The sequence below is a fragment of the Methanobrevibacter sp. genome, assembly GCF_045636185.1.
Lineage (GTDB): Archaea > Methanobacteriota > Methanobacteria > Methanobacteriales > Methanobacteriaceae > Methanocatella.
The window spans coordinates 1-22389 of sequence record NZ_JAZTXC010000079.1 but is presented as its reverse complement, the minus strand read 5'-3'; the positions used below and the strand labels follow the sequence as shown (position 1 = coordinate 22389).

Sequence of the window (22389 nt, the reverse complement as noted above, 5' to 3'; positions counted from 1 at the left end):
TAAAAAAATAAAGTTTATATATAATGAAAAAGTAATATTTTATTATCATTATTCATTAAGACTCTTTTTTGCTCTCATAATGTAAATTGTTATTTTTCTTGTCCTGCAGTTTACAGAAAAGAGACTTATTGACAGCGATTATTTATTATTAATTATACTTATTAGGTGAAATAATGGCAATTTCTCAAGGAAAATCAACTAGAAGTCCATCTGGTGCAAGAAATGTTGCAAACCGTGGAAAAAGAAAATCAGAATTAGGAAGAGATCCTGCTGAAACTAGAGTAGACGAAAAAAGATTAAGAAAAATCCGTACTCGTGGCGGAAACGAAAAACTCAGATTAGCTACCGCTAATAAAATCAATTTAACTGATGTTAAATCCGGTAAAACTCAAGTTACCGATATTTTAGGAGTAATTGAAAACAACGCAAACCCTAACTACGTAAGAAGGAATATCATTACCAAAGGTGCTGTTGTAGAAACTCCTGAAGGTAATGCAAAAGTAACATCTAGACCTGGTCAAGATGGTGTTGTTAACGGAATTTTAATCTAAAGATATTAATTTATCTTTACTCTTTTTTTTACTAAGTTTATAACTAATTTAATATACTTGTTTTTACATATATTTTCCTAAGGCGATAAAATATGTCAGATGATAAAATTAATATGAATCATGGTGCTGGCGGAGAAGTGATGGCTAATCTAATCGCATCCACAATCTTAGATAATATCACTAAAAAGAGTGTGAATGGAGGTATTAGCCTTGATGCTCTAGATGATGGTGCATCAATACCATTAGGAGATTATGAAATTGTCATGACTACTGACGGTCATACAATTGATCCATTATTCTTCCCCGGCGGAGATATCGGTAGAATTTCAGCAGCCGGAACGATAAATGACGTTTCAGTAATGGGAGCTAAACCATTGGCTATTTCAAATGCAATCATCATGCAGGAAGGTTTCCCTATTGAAGATTTGGACAGGATAATGAAATCCCTGAATGAAACCTGTGAAGAGGTTGATGTTGCAGTCATTACCGGTGATACCAAAGTAATGCCTCAGGATAAGCTTGACGGCATAGTCATGGTCACTACAGGTATAGGAATAGCTAAAAAGGGCGAAGTTGTTCGTGATAGTGGTTTGGAAGTCGGAGACAAGATTATTATTACTGGCAGCTTAGGAGACCATGGTATGAGTCTAATGTCTTTCAGAGAAGGTTTCGGTTTTGACACTGATTTGAAATCCGATGTGGCTCCAATGTGGAATATTATCGAAAAGGCTTTGGATGTCGGCGGAGTTACCGCAATGAAAGACCCTACCCGTGGAGGTTTTGCTAATGCCATCAATGAAATGGCATCCAAATCAGGAAATGGTATTGTACTTGAACAGGATGCAATTCCTATAAGGGAAGAAGTACATGCTGTCAGTGAAATGTTGGGTATCGACCCATTTGAAGTTGCCAATGAGGGCAAAGTCGTAATGGGTGTTAAGGCAGACAAGGCTGAAGAAGTTCTTGAAGCTATTAAAGGCGAAAAATACGGTGAAAATGCTGCCATTATTGGTGAAGTTGTTGAAGGCGAGTATGTTATTGTAAACACTCCAATCGGCGGTGAACGTATTTTGGAAGCTCCTATAGCTGATCCAGTACCAAGAGTTTGCTGAGGTGTTTTAAAATGGCTAGTGTATTTACAAGAAGAATTATTGCTTATGTTATAGATTTTTTTGTAGTTTCAGCATTTATGTGGATTATTTCTTATTTGCTTTCAATATTCGCAGGTCCACAAAATTTTAACTTTTTCTATCCTGCTTTTACAGTTATTGCTCCGATTATAATTTTGGTTTATTTCATCTTTTTGGAAAAAACCAAAGGTTCAACAGTCGGTAAATCCTTAATGTATTTGCGTGTTGTTTCAAGAAATGGTTATCGTATATCATGGATTCAGGCTATTGTTAGAAATTTAACCAAAATATTCTGGTTCCCTATTATCTTTGACTGGGCTATTGGTAAACTTTTAACAAGAAAGGATAGATTATTAGGTGTTTTTACAAAAACTGTTGTTGTTAATGAAATTGAATAATTAGATTTATATGATTAAAAGAGTTCAGGTTCTGTGGTATCTAAACAAGGACGATTTGGAGAATTATTGTCTGGATTTCAAGCCCTATCAGTCACACAAACTTGACGGATACGAAATCTGCGATGTGGATGAGGATTTGATTTATGATTTGTGCGACAGGGATCCGGATAGGCTCGAACCTGTTGGATACTTTATAAGCAGAAAGGAAGTGGAGAATTATCTGAGGGACTACATTACAAACAATGAGTTCGAACTGGAATTGGACTCACCGGAACTTAACTCAAAAATAAATGATGCAATAAAGACTATTGACTTTACTGAAGAAGGATATTACATATCTGTCGGTGATGGAGAAATGGGTGACAGCCAAAATAAAATCACTCACTGGTATGATACTCTTAAAAAAGAATACAACAGTTCTTCAAAGGACAATGTATGGGTATTGATGGTAACCGGCTATGACCCTTATGAATTGTCCCTGACAGGAAGGACACTAGCACACATTTTATCTGACATTTTAAACATTAACGAAGCATCACTTGATTCTTTAATTCCAAACAAAGGAAGAATAACCATTGAAGAGTGGAATGAGATTCTGGACAAAATGTATAAGAAAAATAAATTGTATCTTGGATTGAATCGGGTCATCTAGATTATAACTTGCACTCTTCACAATAGCTTTGATATCTGCATGACCTGCATTTGTTCGGATTTTTTGTAGCTACAAATGGCTTCTGACCATCAAAAAGAGAGTGCATGCGGTTTATTGTGAATCTGATTTCTTTTTCTACTTTTTCATCAAATTCTTCGCTCCAGAAAATATTGTCAGTTCCTCTTTTTCTCAACGCTCCTTTTATTGGCCTTTCGTCATTGGTCATGCTTTTGAACGCAAGGCAGTATGCCCTTACCTGGTTGATGGTTGATGGAAATGCTCTTGTACCGGGCTTGTCATCAATTATTACAATTTCGGTTGGTTTCATCCAAATTTCATCAATGAATCCCCTTATACCATCTTCTGGAGACATTACAAAACATTCTCTTGAGATTGTGGCTTCTGTTTTTGATATTTCAACGACCTCATCGAATGTTGCAGGAGTTGCGGTTTCGCTGAATTTCTCCTCAAGCTCATTGTGTATGCTGGTTCCCTTCAGCATGGCACTTGTAGGTGATGTTTTTATGCCTTTCATGTACTGGAGATATATCTGGTATTCACAATATCCCTGCTGATTCAACCAGCTAATCGGGAAATTGTTTTTACCTTCAATTATTTGAATACCTTCGATTGTAGGATGCTTTTCCTTGCAGTAGTTTTTATTTAAAATGAGTTTGTTTTTCATGGATAATCTTTCTTATTTTCTGTTGGGCTTTTTCAATATGAGTCCTGTCAGCTTTGTAATCTCTTCGAGAGGGTAATTATCCTTATACATGGTACGTGCAACCCTTTCAAGGCCCTGTTTTCTTCCGTCTTCAAGGCCTTTCTGGTATGAAGTTCCTCCTGCATCTTCAAGAGCCCTTTCATATCCGGATTCACGTCCTATTTCAATACCTTCTTTTTTTCCTTTTTCAAATCCCTGTTTGAAGCCGATTTCAATACCTTCCTGACGACCTTGGGCAAGACCGATATCAATACCCCGTTCATTGATGGTTTCGCCGTTTTCACGTGTGTACAGGATATCATCAACGTCTTCAAGAACCTGTTCAGCCATCTCTTCAGCCAGTTTGACTTTAACCTGCTCTTCAACCTGTTTCTCCATTATCTTTTTAATCTCGTCGCTTTGCATTCTGCGTTCGACTTCCCGATTAATGTAATCGTCATTCAGTCCTGACTCGATTCTTGCATCTATTTCGGCTGAAATCTTCTCCTCCAGTTTTTCCTTAAGCATCTCTTCGGTGTTGATTTCATTTATTATATTTTCTAGTGATGTCTTATCCATAAAAATGTCTCCCATTCAAGTAATATAATATTAGATTTTTTACATATTTAAAATTTTAAATAGTTATTTTTTCAAATATTTAACTAATGAATTTTAATGATTTAAAAATAAGTGATGACATTAAAAGCGCAATTAATAAAATGGGTTTTGACAAGTTAACTCCCATTCAGGAAAAGGCAATTCCTGATGCGCTGACCGGAAGGGACATTATAGGTCAGGCCCAAACGGGTTCAGGAAAAACTCTTGCATTTTCAGTTCCAATTTTAAACAAGATTTTCACTCCTGACAAATCTCCTCAGGCCATTGTTCTGTGTCCGACAAGGGAGCTCTGCATGCAGGTTGCAGATGAAATCAAGAAACTATCAAGGGATATGGACAAGGTAAAAATACTTGCTGTTTATGGAGGACAGGCCATAGGAAGGCAGATTCGCGTACTGAATAAGGGAGTTCATATTGTCGTTGGAACGCCGGGCCGTGTAATTGACCATATCGAAAGAGGAACCCTTGACCTGATTGGTGTGGAAACGGTTGTTTTGGACGAGGCAGATGAAATGCTGGACATGGGTTTCAGGGAAGATATCGAACTGATTTTAAGGCACACTCCAAAGCAAAGACAGACCCTGCTGTTTTCCGCAACAATGCCCGATGAAATAAAAAAGATTACCAGATTATATCAGAACAATCCAAAATTCATTAAGATTTTCGATTCAAAAAAGACAATCCCTAAAATCAGACAGTTCTATTTCAAAAGCGATGACAGGGATAAAATCGATGATTTGTGCAAATTGATTGAATACCATGACTTCAACCTGTGGCTGATATTCTGCAATACCCGCAGGCGCGTTGACTTCGTTTACAGGAATCTGAAGAGAAATGGGTATAAGGTCGACAGCATTCATGGCGACATGACCCAAAAGGTCCGCGATAAGGTAATGAACAAGTTCAGAAATGGCAACATTTCCATTCTGGTTGCAAGCGACATTGCCGCCCGCGGAATCGATGTCAGCGAAATAGATGTGGTTGTCAACTATGACATTCCCCAGAATCCCGAGGATTATATCCACAGAATCGGCCGGACGGCACGTGCAGGGGATTTAGGTTATGCATTCAATATTGTTGCTCCCTATGAATCCCATGATCTCGTCAGGATAAGAAAGAAATATAACATTAATATAAAAAGCGAAAAGGTTCCTACTTTTGAGGAAATTGAAAGAATTAAAAATAAGAAAGTAATGGATGAGGTTAGGGTTTTAATAGAAAACAATGATTTGGATGATTATGTTCGTGTTATAACATCATCCAAAATGGATGCAACGGAAATTGCAGCCGCACTGTTAAAAATGATGAGGGAAAGATAGTTATTTCCTTCCGTCAATAATATTGTATTTTATTTTTTCAGCTTCAAGTTCACGTACAAAGGATTTTGTCATGTCTCCAACACATAATGCCAAAACGTTCAGTCCTTTACGTGCTGCATTTGCAGTTCCCTGTGGGGCTGCAAACTCAATGTCTATGTCCATACCAAGTTTTGCTGCAACGACTCTTGAGATAGTACCTGCAACAGCAATCTTGTCAATTGACGCACCGCTTTTTGTACCGTTTTCATAGACATCCTTGATAAGGTCCAAGTCGGTAGTTCTTGATCCTCCTTCCTTGATAGTCGGCAAATTGATGACGGTTGCCTCTCCGACAGTCATGTCAATCAGTCCGGTAAGGTTGGTTAATGCAACATCTGAACCCGCTTCTGCAGATTCCAGAACGATACCGTTGGCACTTTCATCTTTTTTGTGAGCATATAAAATACCGTCTTCCATATAAAGTCCGACAATTTTGCCTTTTTCTAAATCTTCTGCAGCAATAGCTGGCCAGATTGTCTTGAAATGGTTCATTGTTTCCAAAACAGAATCGGAGTATTTTCTTAAGCTGATGGCATCTCTTTTTACTTTGTCAATACCTTTTTGTGTTATCTTATAAGGTGACCTTCCATCTTTTGATGTGATGTAACCTTGCTCTATTAGAGTCTTGATGTTTTCTGAAACAGCCTGTATAGTAATGCCCAGTTTCTGAGCTAAATCTTTTTGTTTGAGGTGTGGGTCTTGTTTGGAGATTTCACTGAGAATTTGGAAGTGGGTTAGCGCACCTCTTTTCTTAAAAGCTTTCATAATTTCATTCCCCTATAATTTTTTAAATTCTTTTTGATAAATTTATAAAATTATATTGATATATTTCCACTTAATGATATATTAAACTTTTGTATAAATTCTTCCTTTTTGTCCAGTGGAATGTAGGCACCACATGCCATTGCATGTCCTCCGCCGCTTCCACCGACTTCACGTGATACCTCACGGATGATATTTCCAAAGTGGATTCCGTCATAGGTCAGGAAGCGTGAGCATCTCAAAGATACCTTAAGACCATCAGTATCCTCAATCTGCGTAAATCCGATTATAGGCTTTTTCCAGTTGCAGTATCCAAGAATCATTCCTGTGATGGTTCCGACGATTTCAGGCTTGATTCCGGTTCCGTCAAAGTACTGAAGGTTTTCAAGCTCGACAATTCTGTTGTCTGCAGTAACCTTTTCCATGGATGTTGCAAGGTTATAGCGGTGTTTCCTGCTTATCACTTCAAGTTCGTCCAGTGCCCAGTCACGGTTTCCCTTTAAAACTTCCATGGCTATTTTTTCCTCATGGTTCCTTCCGCATGCATTCATTGCAGTAGAAAACTCGGACCCGTCTCTTAAAAAGCCGTAGTCCTCCATAAGAAATGTGTATGAATCTCCAATCAGGATTTTTGGAATGTGCTTGTAGTATCTTTTCGGAACTTCATTGATAATCATTCTGTTCAGTGCATTGTACAGTCTGCCTTTCTCTTCCGCAGTCAAATCAGAAAGTCTTTTTCTCCTGATTCTTTTCTGAATCTGGAAAAGCACCATGAATTCATCCTTTGACATGTATATCGGCAGGGTCTGTGCAGTTTCAATGGATTCAAGTTCCCTGTTCAGAATTGCCCTGTCCTCTCTTGTCAGTGTGTAGTCTTTTCCCGCTTCACATAATATGCCGATTTTTTCAAGGATGTCCTGCTCTTCGGGAGTGACTCTTTTAAGTGTTGAATCAATTCCAAGCTCATCGAGAAGTGCCTTGGATTCGTTTTGGTTGTTTGTTATTGGCAGTTTGACATCGCTGAAGTAAGACAGTGCAATAAAAAGCTCACGGGAATTACGTCCGTAGATATTCAAATCTCCCTTAATCAGGTCAAGATATCCTTCTTCGACTGCATCGTTCTGGATGATTTTATTTAATCCTTCAAATTCTCCGGTACGGGTGTTCTGCATATCCCCGATTGATGATAGAACACCAATCCAGCTCAAGTCAGTGTATCCAAATTCCTTTGCAAGAAAATAGCATAATCCTCCGCCACAGACATAAAATGATCCGTCGATTCCGTGATGATTCGGGTTGATTTCAAGATAGGTGTATTCCCTACCGTCCTTATAGTCAAGGTCTCTCAATGGTGGGTGATGGTCCAAAATCAAAATATTGTTGTCTGCAGTCGCTTTCGTATCGATAAGCTGGCCTGAACCCAAATCAGAAAAGATGGTCAGTTCATGATCCAGTTCAATGTTGTCCAGAACATCCAAATTGACAAAATCGATTTCGTGGGGTTTATTGAGTCTGTCGAGGATTGTGGAAAGGATTGCTCCTGAGCATATTCCGTCACAGTCGATATGGGAATAGATTTTAATGTCGGATGATTTTTCGATTAATTCCTTGGCCTGCCTATATTGTTCGGCCATTAAATGAGGAATTTCCATTTGAATCATCCTCTGATTTCCTTAATCTTCAGACTAACCTCTTTGATGAGTTCCCGTTTTGTCCCCTCATATTCGACAAGAACACGTCCGGATTTTGCATACCATTTTCCAGGATATGCCTTGTCCTTTTCACTTTCATATGTAAATCCTAACCTTTTCAAAGCTCTTTCGATATCAGATATTGAAGGATCCTTTACAGCATCTTCTTTTGATATTTTTCTTCCCTGGGATAGGGACAGTTCCTTATCCAAATATTGTGGCCAAATAGTAATCATTATTTTTCCTCCTTTTCAAATATTTTCATGTTATCTTTAACAATCAAATTCATATTATTTCGCTAAAATTCAGGTATTTATCATGCTTTTGAAGTATAAATTGATGATTCTATTGCTGTAGTCATTGAAGACAGCAGCATTTTAGTTTTAATATCGCTTCTATGTATTTTTTTAAGTTTATTGACCTTTTTCAGAAGCAATCTGTTTTCCTCTTTGGTGAATGGAGAAGTTCTCCATGTGTTCATCCAGTGCAGGAGGTGAGGATTGACTGAAATGGTCTGGATTTTTCTTGAAAAGCCTTCAGTTTTTCTTCTGCAGTAAATGTAGGACTCCATCAGCTCGTCCAGAAGCCTGACATTAACAGTATTGGTAATTGATTTGTCGTCAGGCAGATCCCTTATGTAGTAATCATAGCACATGTAGTTGTTCAGATAGACAATTCCCTTTGCGTTAAGAAGAGCTTCCAGGGTAAATGCCATGTCGTCTCCTGAAATGAAAGGCTGGAAACGGATGTTGTTGTCCATTATCAAATCTCTTCTATAGATTTTACTCCAGACTGAAGGAGCCATTTTCAACAGGTCAGGTTCCTCTTCGATACTGTCTATTTTTATTGTGTCTATAGGTCCGTTTCTGCTGTATGTTCCTTCCACATCCCTTCCGTAAACGATTTTTTCTATGAAGTTGTCCCATACAAAGTCGGACACGTTGAGGAAATTTGCAGTTTCAAAGGTCTCGTCAGGATATGCATGTTCCAAATCGTCCTCATATGGTGAATAGGACTTCTGGACATATCCTCCGTATTCAAATATTCTTCTGAACCTTGCAAATGCCATCTGTGCATTGTTTTCGGTAACTGCATTGTAGAGGGTTTCACAGCAGTCGGGAGTATACCGGTCATCCGGATCAAGAAACATGATGTAGTCTCCCGTGCATGCATCTATGCCTGTGTTGCGGGGAGTGTATGCTGCTCCTGAGTTTTCTTCGTGGTGAATTGCAATGCAGCAGTCATATTTTTCAGCGTATTCATCGATGATTTTATCTGACCCGTCTGTTGAACAGTCATTAACCATTATGATTTCCAGGTTCTCATTTCCTATTGTCTGGTTTATTAAAGAATCGATTCCGCCTCGAAGGTGGTCACCAACATTAAATATTGGTAGAATAATGCTTATCTTATCTTCCATTAGAATCTCTCCACGTGCTAAATAATAATTCCATCATATCGGGAACAGTGTAAGTGTCAGGGTAAATATGCTTAACGCCGTATTCTTCTAAGACCTTGCCGGTAATCGGACCTATTGCAACTGTTAACAATTTGTCTGACAGTAATTGCGCCAGTTTTTCGTTGTCCTGTGATATCTTGAAGAAGTTGTGTACCGTTAACGGGCTTGTAAAAGTGATTGCATCAATTTCTGAGTTTTCAATCTTTGAAATAAGCTCTTCGACAGCATCTTCATCCATCGGAAAGAGGGATTTATATGCTTCAGCTATTATGACATTATTTCCAAGTTTTTCCAATCCTTTCGGCAAAGTGTCTCTTGCAGAAGCTGTCCTTGGAATTCCTATTGTCTGATTTGTGACATCTGAGGCTGTAAACTCTTCAACCAGCCCTTCGGCAGTAAAGTCATCAGGCATCAAATCAGGTGTAATTCCCTGCTTTTCAAGAAGTGAACCTGTTTTGTTTCCAATGACTGCAACCTTGCAGTTTAATTCATTGAAAAAGTCAGGATAAAACAGATTAAAGGAATCTATGGTTGTCGGTGAAGTGAAGACAATCCAGTCAAGGCTGTCCTTATTCCTGACAAGTTCCTTTAGGGAATCCGTATTCACGGGCTTTAAATCCAGGGTTGGTGCAAGCACTGCACTTCCGCCTAATTTCTCTACAATTTCACAAGCTTTTTTGGCTCTGTCGGCCGGTCTTGTAATTGCAACAACGGGTTTTTTCATTATATTTACCTTCAATAACTTATAATGTTATATATTTTGAATTAATGTGTTAATATTATTTGTGTTAAATGGGGTCATTGTGCTGATTTTTCCATTGGTTTTGCCCGAATCATCATTCTCAAGCCCAAGATTGTTGCGAAAGTAAACAATTATATAGGATTAAAATCAATAATTATTTAGGTGAAAAAATGTCAAATGTTTTAATTGCATACTTCTCGGCAAGTGGTGTTACTAAGGGCATTGCTGAAAAAATGGCTAGCGATAATGATTGTGATATCTTTGAAATAGTTCCTGAAGAAATTTATACTCCGGCAGATTTGGACTGGACTGATAAGAACTCCAGGTCAACCAAAGAAATGAATGACAAATCATTCAGGCCTCCAATTGCTGAAAGCACAGATGTAGATGCCTACGATACTGTTGTAATTGGATTTCCTGTATGGTGGTACACTGCACCTACAATAATCAACACTTTCATTGAAAGCGTAGATTTAAGTGGAAAAACAATTAAGGCATTCTGTACTTCCGGCGGATCAGGCATTGATAAATGTGTAAACGATTTGGCCAGCACATACCCTGATTTGAACTTTGCAAAAGGTTTAAGGTTAACCGGTGCTGAAAGTAGCGATAAAATTAAAGAATGGATAGGTGAATAGAATGGCAAAGAGAGTAGTTGTAATAAGTTCTTCACCAAGAAAAGGAGGAAACTCTGATACTTTATGTGATGAATTTGTAAAAGGCGCCATTGATGGCGGTAATGAAGCAGTAAAATATTTCTTGGAAGATTTTGAATTCGATTCATGCAAAGCATGCATGGCCTGTAAAACACCTGAAAGAGAATGTTTCCAGGAAGATGAACTATCCATAATTCTTGATGACATGATGGATGCAGACGTAATAGTCTATGCAACGCCGGTTTACTACTTTTCAATGACTGGAACATTGAAACGTTTCTTTGATAGATGTTATCCTATTTTCAATCATTTGGAAAACAAGGATTACTATATCATAACTGCTGTCGGTTCATCAAACGGTAATGCATTAACCGGTATTCGCGATTTCATAGGATTTTCTCAAAATCCAACTGAAAAGGCTGTCTTTACTGTTGTCGGTGATGTTAAACAACAGGATGACATTCGCAGCGAAGTTTATGAGGCAGGTAAAAACTGCTGATTTTTCTTCCTATTTTTTATCTTATTTTCGCTTAAATTTCCCTGCATTTTAATTGCATAACTGATTGATTAAATGCTATTTTTTGATATTATATTTTATTATAATAATTGGATTATTAAAAATAATTAACTGATATGTTCTATTTTTAAAGTTTCATGTGATGCATCTATAGGGAATAAAAAATTAATTTTTTCACTCTGTTTTAGGCTTGAGATTTGTAAATATATAACTTAAAGTTAATATCAATGCTGTGATGATGATGTAAATGCTTATCTCGAAACTGTTTGAATTTACGACTATTCCATATACTCCGCTAAGCCATAAGAATGATAAAAATATCGGCAGAATATATTTGAGTATGAACACCCAGGGTTTTCCAACTTTGACCCTGTCATTTTTATTCAATATCGGAATAACTGATTCAAGGTCATACAGCCAGGTAAATATTACGGACTGAAGTATAATCAATAGAATAATACAGAATTCGGTTAAAAATCCGTCTACAATCTTAATCAAATAGCTACTGATTGCCGTTGTGAATAATAATGATGCCATGCATCCGCATATTGACAGTACGGAAACTGTTTTTCTACGGGACCAGTCGACTTTGTGGCGCAGTGAATTAATCATAGGTTCCAATTCAGCCATGGATGATGTTATTCCTGCAAACATTATTGCTATGAACAGCAATGGTGCAAGAATGTGGCCTATCGGTCCCATGATATTGAAAATCCTTGGAAGTACAATAAATACCAGTCCAGTTCCTTCGCTGACGAGCTGGATCATTGGGGTTCCTGAAGTGTATGACATATATCCGAGAATGGAAAATATTCCCAATGCGGTAAATAGTTCAAATGTGCAGTTTGCAAAAACAACAAGCAGAACGTTGTCTGTCAGTTTTGACCCTTCAGGCAGATAACTTGCATATGTCAGCGAAAGGGACTCACCCATGCTTAGGGAGAAAACAATCTGTGAAAATGCTGCAAGCCAGATATTTACATTTAGGAGCATATTCCAGTCCGGTGTCAGCAGTGTCTGTAGTCCGATGATTGCTCCTGGAAGTGTCAGTGCATAGATAACTATGAACGCCATTATAACAAAGAGTGAAGGTATTAGAATCTTTGAAGCTTTACCTATTCCTTCATTCAGGTCCTTATGTGTGATGAACCATACTAAAAACCATATTATTACTATGGATATGCCTGTTGGGAGTAATATTTGCCCCATATTTGACAGGTTTGAACTTCCGCCAACGGTTTTCACAAAATAAAGTGCAGCATCGCTTCCCCAGTTGAAGTTAAGGCTTGATCCTAGATAAACCAGGTCCCATGCTACGATTACCAGATAATAAATTACAACAAAATAAACTATTATGACAGTTATCCAGGACAGATACTCCAGTTTGGGGTTAATCCCCTTTAAAATATTTGTATAGGAGTCTTTGTGCCTGAAACCTACTCCATACTCCATTATGAGAAATGGAATGCCCATTATTAAAATTGCAATTAGATATGGTATCAGGAATGTTCCTCCACCGTTGGAGTAAACTACATAGCTGTAACGCCAGATATTGCCAAGGCCTACGGCAGCCCCTATCATGGATAGAAGAAAAGCGGTTCGTGAATTCCATTGACTTTGATTTGCCATAATAAATTTTCACCATTGCTATATTTCTATATGATGATAGTTAAAATTATCTTTTTCATAAGTTTAAAAAAATAAGGAAGGAGAATATTTCTTCTTATAATTTATCATTACGGTTATATCAGTTAACAAATCTACTGTTAGTATGGTATCAACGAAGGCAGCACCGCTGAAGAAAAGTATGTATCCCTCAATTGATGACCGTGTTATGAAGATAGAACATGAAGCTACCGTTGTAACAGCACAAATAATTGATGAAACTACTGAAACGGCAATAAATGCTAAAGTGCCAACAATAACTAGTGTCAGCATACGAAAAATCCTACATTTGATTTTTCATTGTCGCAGGATTCCTTTAAAAAAGATAATCTGTGAAATTTTCGGAGCAGTTTTCAATTTCATATGATTGGTTAAAAAAAATATTTTGGATAATCGGAGGTAGTTTAGGCATTATGCGGTTTTTTGATTTTGCTGAATATCAGCAATATTATTGAGGATATTCCCAATAATATAACTATTGCCAGCATGATTTTTGATGAGGTTATAAATAAGGGAATATTGCTTTCAAGGGCATTTGAAGTTCCTAAAACAAAACCGCATGTTATGGAAAACAATGAGAGACTCATGGATTTTCCAACATCTTTGCTTGTGGACAACATTGTTGATGCATCAGACAAGTCTTTTTGATCCACAAGTGTTAATACAAAGCGATTATTTGGTGATGAGAACAAGCCGTGTCCGATTCCCTGAAGGACACATGCAATTAAAAGAATATAAACAGGCACACAGTCCATGAAAAACATCAGCACCACATTAACCAAAATGAACATTAAAGCAATGGCTGAAATTGTACGTTCATCCCTTTTATCGGAAAGTTTCCCGGCAAATGATGAAACAAAGACTACTGCAAGAGGTGTTGTAAGTAAAAACAATCCTGTTAAACGAGCGTCATATCCCAAAGCATTTTGTAAATAGAAATTCAATATGTATGATGCTATGAATGTCATGAAATACATTACAAATGCCGAATAATTACCTAAAACATATTTAAAATTTTTAAAAAGCTTTAAATTGTATAATGGATGTTTTTTATTCTTTTCAACTTTTAAAAACATGATTAAAAAGAGGATACTTAGCAGCAATATGAAGATATTGTTGTCATCTAATCTAACAATACCATACAAAAATAGTCCCATGAAAAGAATATAAATGATGGAACCGGTTTTGTCTATTTCATCAATGTCATCAGTATTCCACTCCTTATCCAAGTTAATTAATATTAATAGGGTAATGATATATATTGGGATTAATATCAGGAAAACTGTCCTCCAAGACAGATAATAAACAACCAGTCCTGATATTGTATTCGATAAACATAAACCTATATATCCGCATGAGCCCATTATTCCAAGAGCATAACCCAGCTTGTCTGAAGGAAGCTGTACTGTAACAATGACATACATGGCTCCATTAATGACTGCGGTTGCAACTCCCTGAAAAATTCGAGAAATCAAAAGGGAGTTAATATCTGTTGAAAAAGCTGAAAACAATAATCCTGCAATCATTAATACAATACTATATTTGAGGTATCTTCCAATTCCATATTTTGAAGCAAATTTTCCTAACGGCAGCATTAAAGACACGGACGTTACTAAAAAAACTAAATTGATAGCATTTAACATTTCAACATTTAAACTTAAATCTGATGCTATCGTAGGGAGTGCTACCGTAACCATATTTGCTATGAATTGGACGCAAAATAACAATAAGCATCCAAGAATAATAACTCTTTTATCTTCAACCTCTTTTTTCATAGGATATATGAATATTAGTTTTTATTGTTATTTATAGTATGTGCAAGAAAATGAATTATATTTGTTGAATAGTTCAATTAAGGGAGTATTTCGTAAAAAAAATAGAAAGCGGATAGAAATAGCTTCTATCCTTTGTATTCTGTTCCGTTTACATAGAGCTTAAATCCGTTCAGATTAATATTTCCTGTGTTGTTGAGTGAAGTTATGTAGCTGTTTGCGGTTAATTTCCATGTTGCGTCTTTGTTAACTACAACATTTGTTGTTCCGTTGGATATGATTTGTCCTTCGTAAGCAGAACCTTTATCTAAAGTAAAATTCAGGGAACTGATTGGATCAACATGTATTTTACCATATAATTCCTGATTTTGAGTGGTTAAATTAACGTGTCCACCGTTGGTTCCGTTGTTTCCCCATTGGTTCTGGCCTGAAATGTTAAACAGGAGTCCGCTTCCATAGAAAAAGTTATTTCCTTCAAGATAGATATTGGCCTTTGTATTGGTTACAAAAAACATCGGTGCCTTTTTGTTATATGCTGAAGACTCAGCTATATTAAGCTCTGAGTTTTTACAGATGAATGTGGATGTTCCAACGCCAGCATCTCCGCTCATGCTTTGATAGATGAATATTCCTCCTAAATCAACATATCTGTTTCCTTCCTTACGGTTTCCTTCACCATATCCTGTAAATTTACAGGTATCCAAGGTAATTGAATTTTTACCTTCAATACATGCAATCTGAGATGCGAAAGCAGTACCCTTTGTGCTTTTTGCAGTAATGTTTCCTGTTGAATAGATTAAAGGTGAGCCTCTTCCTGACTGATTGTTGCATCCTGTATTTATAAATGAATTGCTTACTGTCACATTTCCTTCTCCACGGTCGGTTGCAAGAGCTGCACTGCTGTTTCCGTCAGTGTTGATTACGACGTTTTCAGCATTAATGATTCCGCCAAATGTGGAGTCAAGTCCACGGGACTTGTCCTGATGGGTAGTTATCTTAACGTTTTTAACATTGGCTGTGGTGTCGTTTGATGCCTGCCCGTTTCTTTGCAATGCCGGAGGCTTTTCAGGTGGCTGGCTTCCATTTCCTTCAGGTGCAGCTCCGCCGGGTGCGGCCTGTCCAATGTCCGTATTGGTTGCAAAGATTCCGTTAGATCCTTTGGAGTTGGTAAGTATTTCACAGTTTTCAATAGTCAATTGACTTGCATCTTTAACTAAAACAGCAGAATTGATGCCGTAAAAGTCAGCAGCATCACCTGAACTTGCAGTGTTTCCGGTCTTATTGATAAATGAATTCGTCAGCTTCAGGATGCTTGACTTGTTTACCAGAACACTGTTCTCATCGCTTTTACTTGAAGTGAATATTCCATTACTTTCATCTTTCGATTGGCCATTAAGGCTTAAAACTCCTTTTTCGGTTAATGCACTTACATCGACAATTTTTGCATCACTTCTGAGTGACCCTTGTCCTGAAAATGCAAAAAAGCCTATTGCGGCTATTATTATGATAGCTATTATTATTGCAAAAATGTAAATTTTTTTCATATGAATTTTTATATCGTTCGATATTTATTAAGTTTTTCATTCTACTGGGATTAATGTGTTGCTAATTGGTCATCTATCGGTTATTTGTATGTTTTAATTTATTTATGGATTTATTAATCCTTAAAAAAGTTAAACACTCAATTATTTAATTTCTAAATATGGAATTACTTTCTATTTTTTCAAAGGATTTTCTGTATTATGGTGATTTTCATTGCATGATGCAGAATCAGTTTTTGTGAAACATTGATTTTTTTCTTCTATTTTCATTTAATTTCAAAATGTCCAAAAAGTATAAACAATTAAATAATTAAAAAACTAAACTAATTATTAATAATAAATGATATATTTTATAATGTTATTATTTTGTATGTTTATATGATGTTAAAGTTATTTCGGATATTTAGGAGATTTATATGTTAGGGGAATATTATAAAGGAAAAAGAGTCCTTGTTACAGGAGGTTGCGGTTCAATCGGCCGTAAAATTGTTGAGGAATTATTGAAGTATGATGTTGATGTTGTAAAGGCTTTTGATAATAATGAAACTGGCCTTTTTGATTTGGATCTTGACTTGAAATCCCCAAAGCTCAAGACTGTTGTAGGTGATGTAAAGCAGATTGATGGATTGAAAAGGGTTTTCAGGGATGTTGACATCGTTCTTCATGCAGCAGCTTACAAGCATGTTCCTTCCTGTGAATACAATCCTATGGAAGCGGTTGAAACCAATGTGGGTGGAACACAAAGGGTTATAGATGCTGCAATGGCCTGTGGTGTTGAAAAGGTTATATTGATTAGTACAGACAAGGCGGTCAATCCTGTAAATGTAATGGGTGCCACCAAGCTTCTTGCTGAAAGGGTTATGATTTCTTCAAACGTATACAGTGGTGAAAACGGAACAAAATTCGCTTGCGTAAGGTTTGGAAACGTATTGAATTCAAGAGGATCTGTAATTCCTATATTCAAAAAGCAGATTAAGAAAGGAGGCCCTCTAACTATTACAGATGTTGAAATGACACGTTTCATCATGAACATTCATGAGGCTGCAAGATTGATTTTGAATGCAGTCAGCATTTCCGAAGGCGGAGAAATATTTATCTTGAAGATGCCTGCTGTTAAGGTAACGGACATTGCTGAGGTAATGATTGAGCATTATGCACCAAAATACGGCTACAAGCCTGAAGACATTGAGATAAAGCTTATCGGAATGAGAGTAGGCGAAAAGCTGAATGAGGATTTGATGAATCCTAATGAAATTTATCACGCTGAGGAAATTGATGATTTGTACATCATCCACAGGGATGTTGTAGAAGACCATCTCGATTTCATATATAACTCTTCCGAAATAGAATTGTTGTCTAAAGAAGAAGTTTTAGAAATATTGAAGGCAATCGATGATTAATTGCCTTTTTTTTAACCATCTTTTTTTTTAATTTAATGCCATTAATTTTAATTGAACTAATTTAATCAAACTCATTTCTACAAAAAATATGTCATGTTTAATATGGTTGAACAATCATATATTATTTCATATATTTTTTGTGGGAGAGTTTATGTTCAAGTTAAAATATTCATCGAAAAAATTGATAGTTTTATTGTTTTTCCTGTTGCTGTTGTGTAGCATGCAGGCTTCTGCAGCATGTACTGCAGTATATGTCGGCCAAGATGTCAGTGCAGACGGTTCAATAATTTTTGCTCGGTCAAATGACTTTCCTAATGTCTCAGGGAATCATATAACAGTGACTCCTAGGGTAGAGAACACTCCCGGTCGCTTTGTGCCTGTGGATTTAAAGGGTGATGTAAAAACGGAGCTTCCGGCAACTACATATAAATACACTGCGACACCGTTTTTGAATAGTACAATGGCAGCCCATAAGATTGGCCTTGATGCCGCTACATGCACCAATGAATATGGTGTAGCCATGACCATGTCAGTTTCAAGCTATTTAAACAATGCCTAAAAGGAAGCCGACCCACATGTGAAAGAGGGTCTTTGTGAATTTGCTGCTAATGACCTTGTGGTTTGTCAGAGTAAAACTGCTAGGGAGGGTGTAGAAGTTCTTTTGGGACTTATTGATGAGTATGGTAATGCCGAATCCAATATTGCAATTATTGCCGACCAGAATGAAGTGTGGTATGTTGAGATGTATGGCGGACACCAGTATGCTGCAGTGAAGTTGCCGAAAGACCAGGTAGCGGTATTTGGTAATGAATATTCCTTAGAGTACTTGTCTGATTATGAAGAATCTATTACGTCTGAAAATTTAACAAAACTTCCTGAAGAAAAGGGTTTTGCCGTACATGGCAGAAATGGGGAGCTTAATTTGTATGATACATATTCCGGAAAGGAAATTACCGATGACTACTCTCATTTGAGGATCTGGGAGGGACACAGGCTTCTTGCCCCTTCACAGTACGGTTCCATCTACAATCATAATGCCATGTATCCTCTCACTTTCTCACCGGATAAGAATGTTTCAGCACATGATGTTGCAAATATTTTGCGTGACAGATATGAAGGAACAAGATATTCTCCCGATGAGGCAGGCAGAAAGGATGTGAGGGTAATCGGATCTGATACGACCCTAAGTGCTCATGTGATACAGGTATTTCCCGACCTTCCGGCAGACATGGCATGCGTTAGCTGGGTAAGTTCAGGTCCGCCGCTTTATGGTGTGTATATACCAGTATCCAATGACTGCATAAATGTCACAGAGCCTTATGGAGCTAATCAGTCCAGTAATGAAACATATGTCTTTGATACTGATTATTATCCATATTATATCTTTAAAGATATCTGTACTCGCTGTGTTGGGCAGGACAACCACAAAGTTTACGGTAAGCCTGTGCAGGATTACTGGAATGAATCAGAAGGCTATATGTTCACTGGAATGAAGGATGTGCTGTCAAATGCTGCAAAAATGTCTGATAATAATACAAGGGCAAATTATCTCACTTCATACTGTAATGATATGTAGTCCAAGTCATTTCAGGACGGTAAGGTGATACTCAACAATGTGACATGGCTGCAGAGCAAAAACAGTAATACCCTTAAATTTGAGCACCATTCCGATGCCCCTCAAAAATTAGGCAAGCCTGTTGTTCATGACCCAATAGAACTGAATCTTGATGCCTCAAAATATAAATATGTTCCCCCAGTGTCTAATTGAGGCTAAGTAGATATCTGCTATGCCAATAAGGTAAAATATATGCAAGGAATCTATTTTCCTTGTTCTTTTTTTTCACATTAAATATTTTTTTCTCTTCATAAAAGATACAAAATATATATAACTATTAATATATTAAATAGCTAAATATTATTTCATAAATTATTTGTGAGGGTAAATTTTGAAGTTAAAATACTCATCGAAAGAGCTGATAGTTTTATTTTTTTGCGGACTGCTGGTGTGCAGCATGCAGGCTTCTGCAGCATGTACTGCAGTATATGTTGGCCAGGATGCCAGCGCCGACGGTTCAATAATTATTGCCAGGTCAAATGACTACCGTGAAATTTGGGGAAATCATATCACTGTTACTCCTCATGTGGACAACAGTCCCGGACGCTTCATGCCTGTAAGTGTGGATGGGGAGGTAAAAGCAGAAATACCTGCAACAACTTATAAATACACTGCAACGCCATATATGAACAGTTCCGGAGTATCCAATGGAGCAGTCTCTGATGCGGCCGCATGTACCAATGAATATGGTGTGGCAATGACAATGTCCGTTTCTGCCTATTTAAACAATGCTTCATTGCAGGCGGATCCATTAGTCCGTGAGGGGGTTACTGAAGTTTCTGCAACAGACCTTGTAATTTGTCAGAGTAAAACCGCAAGGGAAGCTGTAGATGTTCTTTTGGGACTTGTTGATAAGTATGGTAGTGCCGAATCCAATATTGCAATTATTGCCGACCAGAATGAAGTGTGGTATGTTGAGATGTACGGCGGACACCAGTATGCTGCAGTGAAAATGCCGAGAGACAAGGTGGCTGTCTTTGGTAATGAATTTTCACTGGAGTATTTGTCTGACTATGAGGATTCTATTACGTCTCCTAATTTAACCAAGCTTCCAGAACAAAAGGGTTTTGCCGTACATGGCAAAAATAACGAGATTAATCTCTTTGAAACATATGCCGGAAAGAATATTACTAATGACACTGCCCACATGAGGACCTGGGAGGGACACAGACTTTTATCACCTTCAAAATATAGTTCAGACTACAATAATAACGCAACGTATCCTCTCACTTTCACGCCGGACAATAAGGTTTCGCTGCAGGATGTAGCACACGTTTTGCGCGACAGGTATGAAGGTACACAATATTCTCCCGATGAGGCAGGAAGAAATGATACGAGGGTAATCGGAAGTGATGAGACGCTAAGCTCCCATATGATTCAGGTGTTTCCGAATCTTCCGGCAGACATGTCCTGTGTCAGTTGGATAAGTTCGGGTCCGCCGGTTTACGGGGTTTATGTGCCCGTATCCAATGACTGCATAAATGTCAGCGAGACCTATGGGGCCAATCAGTCTGAAAATGATTCCGGAGTATTTGACACTGAACACTATCCGTTTTATGTCTCTAAAGATTTATGTGCCCGATGTATGGGGCCGGATCACTACAAGGATTATGGCAGGCCTGTGCAGGCATACTGGAATGAATCAGAAGGCCATATGTTTACTGCAATGGGCGATGTACTCTCAAATGCAGAAAAAATGAATGATGAAGACCGGGCAAATTATCTCACTTCATACTGTAATGACATGCAGTCCAAAGCATTTGAAGACGGAAAGCAGATACTCCACGAAGTGGCTTCGGCACAAAACGTAAATAATACGACTGGCCATCAGTTGGAATTGAAGCTCAATGCATCACAATACAGTGATGTTCCGCCGGCCCCTGAAGGTTCTCAGGGATTTTTCGGTTTCAAACTTCCATGGTAATTTCATTATTAATTCAGGGAATATGACTTTCTTTGTCTTTTCTTTTTTTGAATTTTTTGCTTGATATTTGCAAGTAGAGAATTTTCATGCATTATTTAACTATTTTTGAAATTTTTTTTTGTTTTGTGAATCTCTGTTGTCTACTCGCGGGGAGGTTCACTGAGCAGTCTTCCTATTGAATATTTTTTTCTTCAAAAGAACATGTGCTAATTCAATTCAGGTAAGTAAGTGCTTACTTTCGAAATAATTTATATAAAAAAAGGTTAAAAATATATTACAACTGAAAAAAGTGGTGTGTTATTATTCAAAAGGGGCATATATTTTTAATATTAATTATTGCTTTTATAAGTATTTCTTGTGCAGCAGCAGGCGATAATTCAAATATAAAATTAAATTCCAGTTCAGATATATCCGTTAATAATATATCTGCTCCAGGTAGTTTTGATGATTTGCAAAATGATATTGATTATCTTAATCCTGGTGATGTTTACAATCTAAATAGGGATTATGTTTTTGAACCTCCTTGGGGATCAAACGGCCCCAAGCTGATTATGGGGGATTATGGTGTTGACATAAATGTGGACAATGTGACCATTAACGGTAACGGACACTGCCTTGATGGAAATTACAAAACCAATATTTTAAAAGTAACAGGAAATAACGTTAAAATATTCAATTTGACTTTTATCAATTCCAAATATTCCGGCTTTGATATTCCAATTAGGGGTGAAAATGACAATAATGTCATTGCTGCTGGTATAACCAGGACAGTAATTAAGGTTTCTTATGACGAAAGTCCCGTCTGTTGGAGTGGAAACAACGGATTAATTGACAATTGCATATTCGCAAACAATACTGCATTAAATGGCGGTGCAATAAAATGGAGCGGAGATAATGGAGTTATAAACAATTCAATATTTATAGACAATGTTGCAAGGGGTGTCGGAGGCGCAATTTATATTGCAGGAAACAACAATAAACTTGTCAACACAATTATCCTAAATTCAACTTCTCAATTAACCGGCGAATCAATTTATCTCGACCACAAATCTAAAAATTTTTCTTATACAAATTGCACAACAGACAATAGAATATTTTTGATTGATGGTAATTATTCAGGAATCGACGTCGATAAGTATTTGAAGTATACATATTATTCCGAAATAGCAGACAAATACATTAACCTCATCCCAATCATGTACAAGGCAATAATGTTTGGATTTGTCGAACTTGAC

At 37.2% G+C, this 22389-nt stretch carries 21 protein-coding genes and 2 pseudogenes; 13 read left to right on the top strand and 10 right to left on the bottom strand.

Going from position 1 to position 22389, the window contains the following annotated elements; translation table 11 throughout:
* Positions 1–173 precede the first annotated feature (173 nt).
* The 4 genes from ACKI3Q_RS04920 to ACKI3Q_RS04905 all read left to right on the top strand — a co-directional run bounded on the left by ACKI3Q_RS04920 (position 174) and on the right by ACKI3Q_RS04905 (position 2731).
* Positions 174–551 carry a 30S ribosomal protein S8e gene (locus ACKI3Q_RS04920; protein ID WP_407414844.1) on the top strand — a complete coding sequence of 126 codons (378 nt, stop codon included), beginning with the start codon at positions 174–176 and terminating at the stop codon, positions 549–551.
* A 92-nt stretch (positions 552–643) separates the two neighbouring features.
* Positions 644–1663, top strand: a complete 1020-nt coding sequence (gene hypE / locus ACKI3Q_RS04915; RefSeq protein ID WP_407414842.1) for a hydrogenase expression/formation protein HypE — start codon at positions 644–646, stop codon at positions 1661–1663.
* 11 nt (positions 1664–1674) lie between these two features.
* On the top strand, positions 1675–2079 hold the full coding sequence (locus tag ACKI3Q_RS04910) for an RDD family protein (RefSeq protein WP_407414840.1): 405 nt from the start codon (positions 1675–1677) through the stop codon (positions 2077–2079).
* 10 nt (positions 2080–2089) lie between these two features.
* Positions 2090–2731 carry a hypothetical protein gene (locus ACKI3Q_RS04905; RefSeq protein ID WP_407414838.1) on the top strand — a complete coding sequence of 214 codons (642 nt, stop codon included), beginning with the start codon at positions 2090–2092 and terminating at the stop codon, positions 2729–2731.
* A gap of 1 nt (position 2732) precedes the next feature.
* Here the strand turns inward: ACKI3Q_RS04905 and cas4 are convergent, their stop codons facing one another.
* Positions 2733–3416, bottom strand: coding sequence for a CRISPR-associated protein Cas4 (cas4, locus tag ACKI3Q_RS04900; RefSeq protein WP_407414837.1), 684 nt, complete (start codon positions 3414–3416; stop codon positions 2733–2735).
* Between the two features lie 12 nt (positions 3417–3428).
* Positions 3429–3860, bottom strand: a complete 432-nt coding sequence (locus tag ACKI3Q_RS04895) for a hypothetical protein (RefSeq protein ID WP_407414835.1) — start codon at positions 3858–3860, stop codon at positions 3429–3431.
* 239 nt (positions 3861–4099) lie between these two features.
* Here ACKI3Q_RS04895 and ACKI3Q_RS04890 point away from each other — a divergent pair, with 239 nt between their 5' ends.
* The gene (locus ACKI3Q_RS04890; protein ID WP_407414833.1) at positions 4100–5371 is read left to right on the top strand and encodes a DEAD/DEAH box helicase; all 1272 of its coding nucleotides are present in this window, start codon (positions 4100–4102) and stop codon (positions 5369–5371) included.
* Here ACKI3Q_RS04890 and ACKI3Q_RS04885 read toward each other — a convergent pair whose 3' ends face one another.
* From ACKI3Q_RS04885 to ACKI3Q_RS04865, 5 genes are all read right to left on the bottom strand, one after another.
* Complete coding sequence (locus ACKI3Q_RS04885; RefSeq protein ID WP_407414831.1) at positions 5372–6175, bottom strand: winged helix-turn-helix transcriptional regulator; 804 nt, start codon at positions 6173–6175, stop codon at positions 5372–5374. It abuts the gene before it with no gap.
* Between the two features lie 50 nt (positions 6176–6225).
* Positions 6226–7824: a DHHA1 domain-containing protein gene (locus ACKI3Q_RS04880; RefSeq protein ID WP_407414829.1), complete on the bottom strand. Its 1599-nt coding sequence runs from the start codon at positions 7822–7824 to the stop codon at positions 6226–6228.
* 5 nt (positions 7825–7829) lie between these two features.
* Positions 7830–8099 carry a signal recognition particle subunit SRP19/SEC65 family protein gene (locus ACKI3Q_RS04875; RefSeq protein WP_407414828.1) on the bottom strand — a complete coding sequence of 90 codons (270 nt, stop codon included), beginning with the start codon at positions 8097–8099 and terminating at the stop codon, positions 7830–7832.
* A gap of 80 nt (positions 8100–8179) precedes the next feature.
* A complete protein-coding gene (locus tag ACKI3Q_RS04870; RefSeq protein WP_407414826.1) occupies positions 8180–9283 on the bottom strand; it encodes a glycosyltransferase in 1104 nt (367 codons plus the stop codon).
* Positions 9273–10046, bottom strand: coding sequence for a uroporphyrinogen-III synthase (locus tag ACKI3Q_RS04865; protein ID WP_407414824.1), 774 nt, complete (start codon positions 10044–10046; stop codon positions 9273–9275). Before ACKI3Q_RS04865 ends, ACKI3Q_RS04870 begins: the two co-directional genes overlap by 11 nt.
* 188 nt (positions 10047–10234) lie before the next feature.
* Here ACKI3Q_RS04865 and ACKI3Q_RS04860 point away from each other — a divergent pair, with 188 nt between their 5' ends.
* Positions 10235–10702, top strand: a complete 468-nt coding sequence (locus ACKI3Q_RS04860; protein ID WP_407414822.1) for a flavodoxin — start codon at positions 10235–10237, stop codon at positions 10700–10702.
* A 1-nt stretch (position 10703) separates the two neighbouring features.
* On the top strand, positions 10704–11219 hold the full coding sequence (locus ACKI3Q_RS04855; RefSeq protein ID WP_407414820.1) for a flavodoxin family protein: 516 nt from the start codon (positions 10704–10706) through the stop codon (positions 11217–11219).
* Between the two features lie 192 nt (positions 11220–11411).
* On the opposite strand, the gene ACKI3Q_RS04850 is transcribed toward ACKI3Q_RS04855, so the two are convergent.
* Positions 11412–12866 carry a sodium-dependent transporter gene (locus ACKI3Q_RS04850; protein ID WP_407414819.1) on the bottom strand — a complete coding sequence of 485 codons (1455 nt, stop codon included), beginning with the start codon at positions 12864–12866 and terminating at the stop codon, positions 11412–11414.
* Positions 12867–13008: 142 nt separating this feature from the next.
* On the opposite strand from ACKI3Q_RS04850, the gene ACKI3Q_RS04845 reads away from it, so the two are divergent.
* Positions 13009–13269: a hypothetical protein gene (locus tag ACKI3Q_RS04845; RefSeq protein ID WP_407414817.1), complete on the top strand. Its 261-nt coding sequence runs from the start codon at positions 13009–13011 to the stop codon at positions 13267–13269.
* 37 nt (positions 13270–13306) lie between these two features.
* On the opposite strand, the gene ACKI3Q_RS04840 is transcribed toward ACKI3Q_RS04845, so the two are convergent.
* Both ACKI3Q_RS04840 and ACKI3Q_RS04835 read right to left on the bottom strand, forming a co-directional pair.
* Positions 13307–14677 carry an MFS transporter gene (locus ACKI3Q_RS04840; protein WP_407414815.1) on the bottom strand — a complete coding sequence of 457 codons (1371 nt, stop codon included), beginning with the start codon at positions 14675–14677 and terminating at the stop codon, positions 13307–13309.
* A 125-nt stretch (positions 14678–14802) separates the two neighbouring features.
* Positions 14803–16218 (bottom strand): hypothetical protein, encoded by a 1416-nt coding sequence (locus ACKI3Q_RS04835; protein WP_407414813.1) that lies wholly within the window; start codon positions 16216–16218, stop codon positions 14803–14805.
* A gap of 413 nt (positions 16219–16631) precedes the next feature.
* On the opposite strand from ACKI3Q_RS04835, the gene ACKI3Q_RS04830 reads away from it, so the two are divergent.
* The 5 genes and pseudogenes from ACKI3Q_RS04830 to ACKI3Q_RS04810 form a co-directional block, all read left to right on the top strand.
* On the top strand, positions 16632–17615 hold the full coding sequence (locus tag ACKI3Q_RS04830; RefSeq protein ID WP_407414811.1) for a polysaccharide biosynthesis protein: 984 nt from the start codon (positions 16632–16634) through the stop codon (positions 17613–17615).
* Between the two features lie 88 nt (positions 17616–17703).
* A pseudogene (locus tag ACKI3Q_RS04825) lies at positions 17704–19191 on the top strand (dipeptidase).
* 39 nt (positions 19192–19230) lie between these two features.
* Positions 19231–19383, top strand: coding sequence for a hypothetical protein (locus tag ACKI3Q_RS04820; RefSeq protein WP_407414809.1), 153 nt, complete (start codon positions 19231–19233; stop codon positions 19381–19383).
* 178 nt (positions 19384–19561) lie between these two features.
* Positions 19562–21154 carry a C69 family dipeptidase gene (locus tag ACKI3Q_RS04815; protein WP_407414807.1) on the top strand — a complete coding sequence of 531 codons (1593 nt, stop codon included), beginning with the start codon at positions 19562–19564 and terminating at the stop codon, positions 21152–21154.
* A gap of 449 nt (positions 21155–21603) precedes the next feature.
* Positions 21604–22389 (top strand): annotated as a pseudogene (locus ACKI3Q_RS04810) (hypothetical protein); the annotation flags it as partial.

Bases quoted from the DNA above. Each gene is read 5' to 3' on its own strand.
- ACKI3Q_RS04920 (WP_407414844.1), top strand. From the start codon at position 174: ATGGCAATTTCTCAAGGAAAATCAACTAGAAGTCCATCTGGTGCAAGA.
- hypE (WP_407414842.1), top strand. From the start codon at position 644: ATGTCAGATGATAAAATTAATATGAATCATGGTGCTGGCGGAGAAGTG.
- ACKI3Q_RS04910 (WP_407414840.1), top strand. From the start codon at position 1,675: ATGGCTAGTGTATTTACAAGAAGAATTATTGCTTATGTTATAGATTTT.
- ACKI3Q_RS04905 (WP_407414838.1), top strand. From the start codon at position 2,090: ATGATTAAAAGAGTTCAGGTTCTGTGGTATCTAAACAAGGACGATTTG.
- cas4 (WP_407414837.1), bottom strand. From the start codon at position 3,416: ATGAAAAACAAACTCATTTTAAATAAAAACTACTGCAAGGAAAAGCAT.
- ACKI3Q_RS04895 (WP_407414835.1), bottom strand. From the start codon at position 3,860: ATGCAAAGCGACGAGATTAAAAAGATAATGGAGAAACAGGTTGAAGAG.
- ACKI3Q_RS04890 (WP_407414833.1), top strand. From the start codon at position 4,100: ATGAATTTTAATGATTTAAAAATAAGTGATGACATTAAAAGCGCAATT.
- ACKI3Q_RS04885 (WP_407414831.1), bottom strand. From the start codon at position 6,175: ATGAAAGCTTTTAAGAAAAGAGGTGCGCTAACCCACTTCCAAATTCTC.
- ACKI3Q_RS04880 (WP_407414829.1), bottom strand. From the start codon at position 7,824: ATGGAAATTCCTCATTTAATGGCCGAACAATATAGGCAGGCCAAGGAA.
- ACKI3Q_RS04875 (WP_407414828.1), bottom strand. From the start codon at position 8,099: ATGATTACTATTTGGCCACAATATTTGGATAAGGAACTGTCCCTATCC.
- ACKI3Q_RS04870 (WP_407414826.1), bottom strand. From the start codon at position 9,283: ATGGAAGATAAGATAAGCATTATTCTACCAATATTTAATGTTGGTGAC.
- ACKI3Q_RS04865 (WP_407414824.1), bottom strand. From the start codon at position 10,046: ATGAAAAAACCCGTTGTTGCAATTACAAGACCGGCCGACAGAGCCAAA.
- ACKI3Q_RS04860 (WP_407414822.1), top strand. From the start codon at position 10,235: ATGTCAAATGTTTTAATTGCATACTTCTCGGCAAGTGGTGTTACTAAG.
- ACKI3Q_RS04855 (WP_407414820.1), top strand. From the start codon at position 10,704: ATGGCAAAGAGAGTAGTTGTAATAAGTTCTTCACCAAGAAAAGGAGGA.
- ACKI3Q_RS04850 (WP_407414819.1), bottom strand. From the start codon at position 12,866: ATGGCAAATCAAAGTCAATGGAATTCACGAACCGCTTTTCTTCTATCC.
- ACKI3Q_RS04845 (WP_407414817.1), top strand. From the start codon at position 13,009: ATGGTATCAACGAAGGCAGCACCGCTGAAGAAAAGTATGTATCCCTCA.
- ACKI3Q_RS04840 (WP_407414815.1), bottom strand. From the start codon at position 14,677: ATGAAAAAAGAGGTTGAAGATAAAAGAGTTATTATTCTTGGATGCTTA.
- ACKI3Q_RS04835 (WP_407414813.1), bottom strand. From the start codon at position 16,218: ATGAAAAAAATTTACATTTTTGCAATAATAATAGCTATCATAATAATA.
- ACKI3Q_RS04830 (WP_407414811.1), top strand. From the start codon at position 16,632: ATGTTAGGGGAATATTATAAAGGAAAAAGAGTCCTTGTTACAGGAGGT.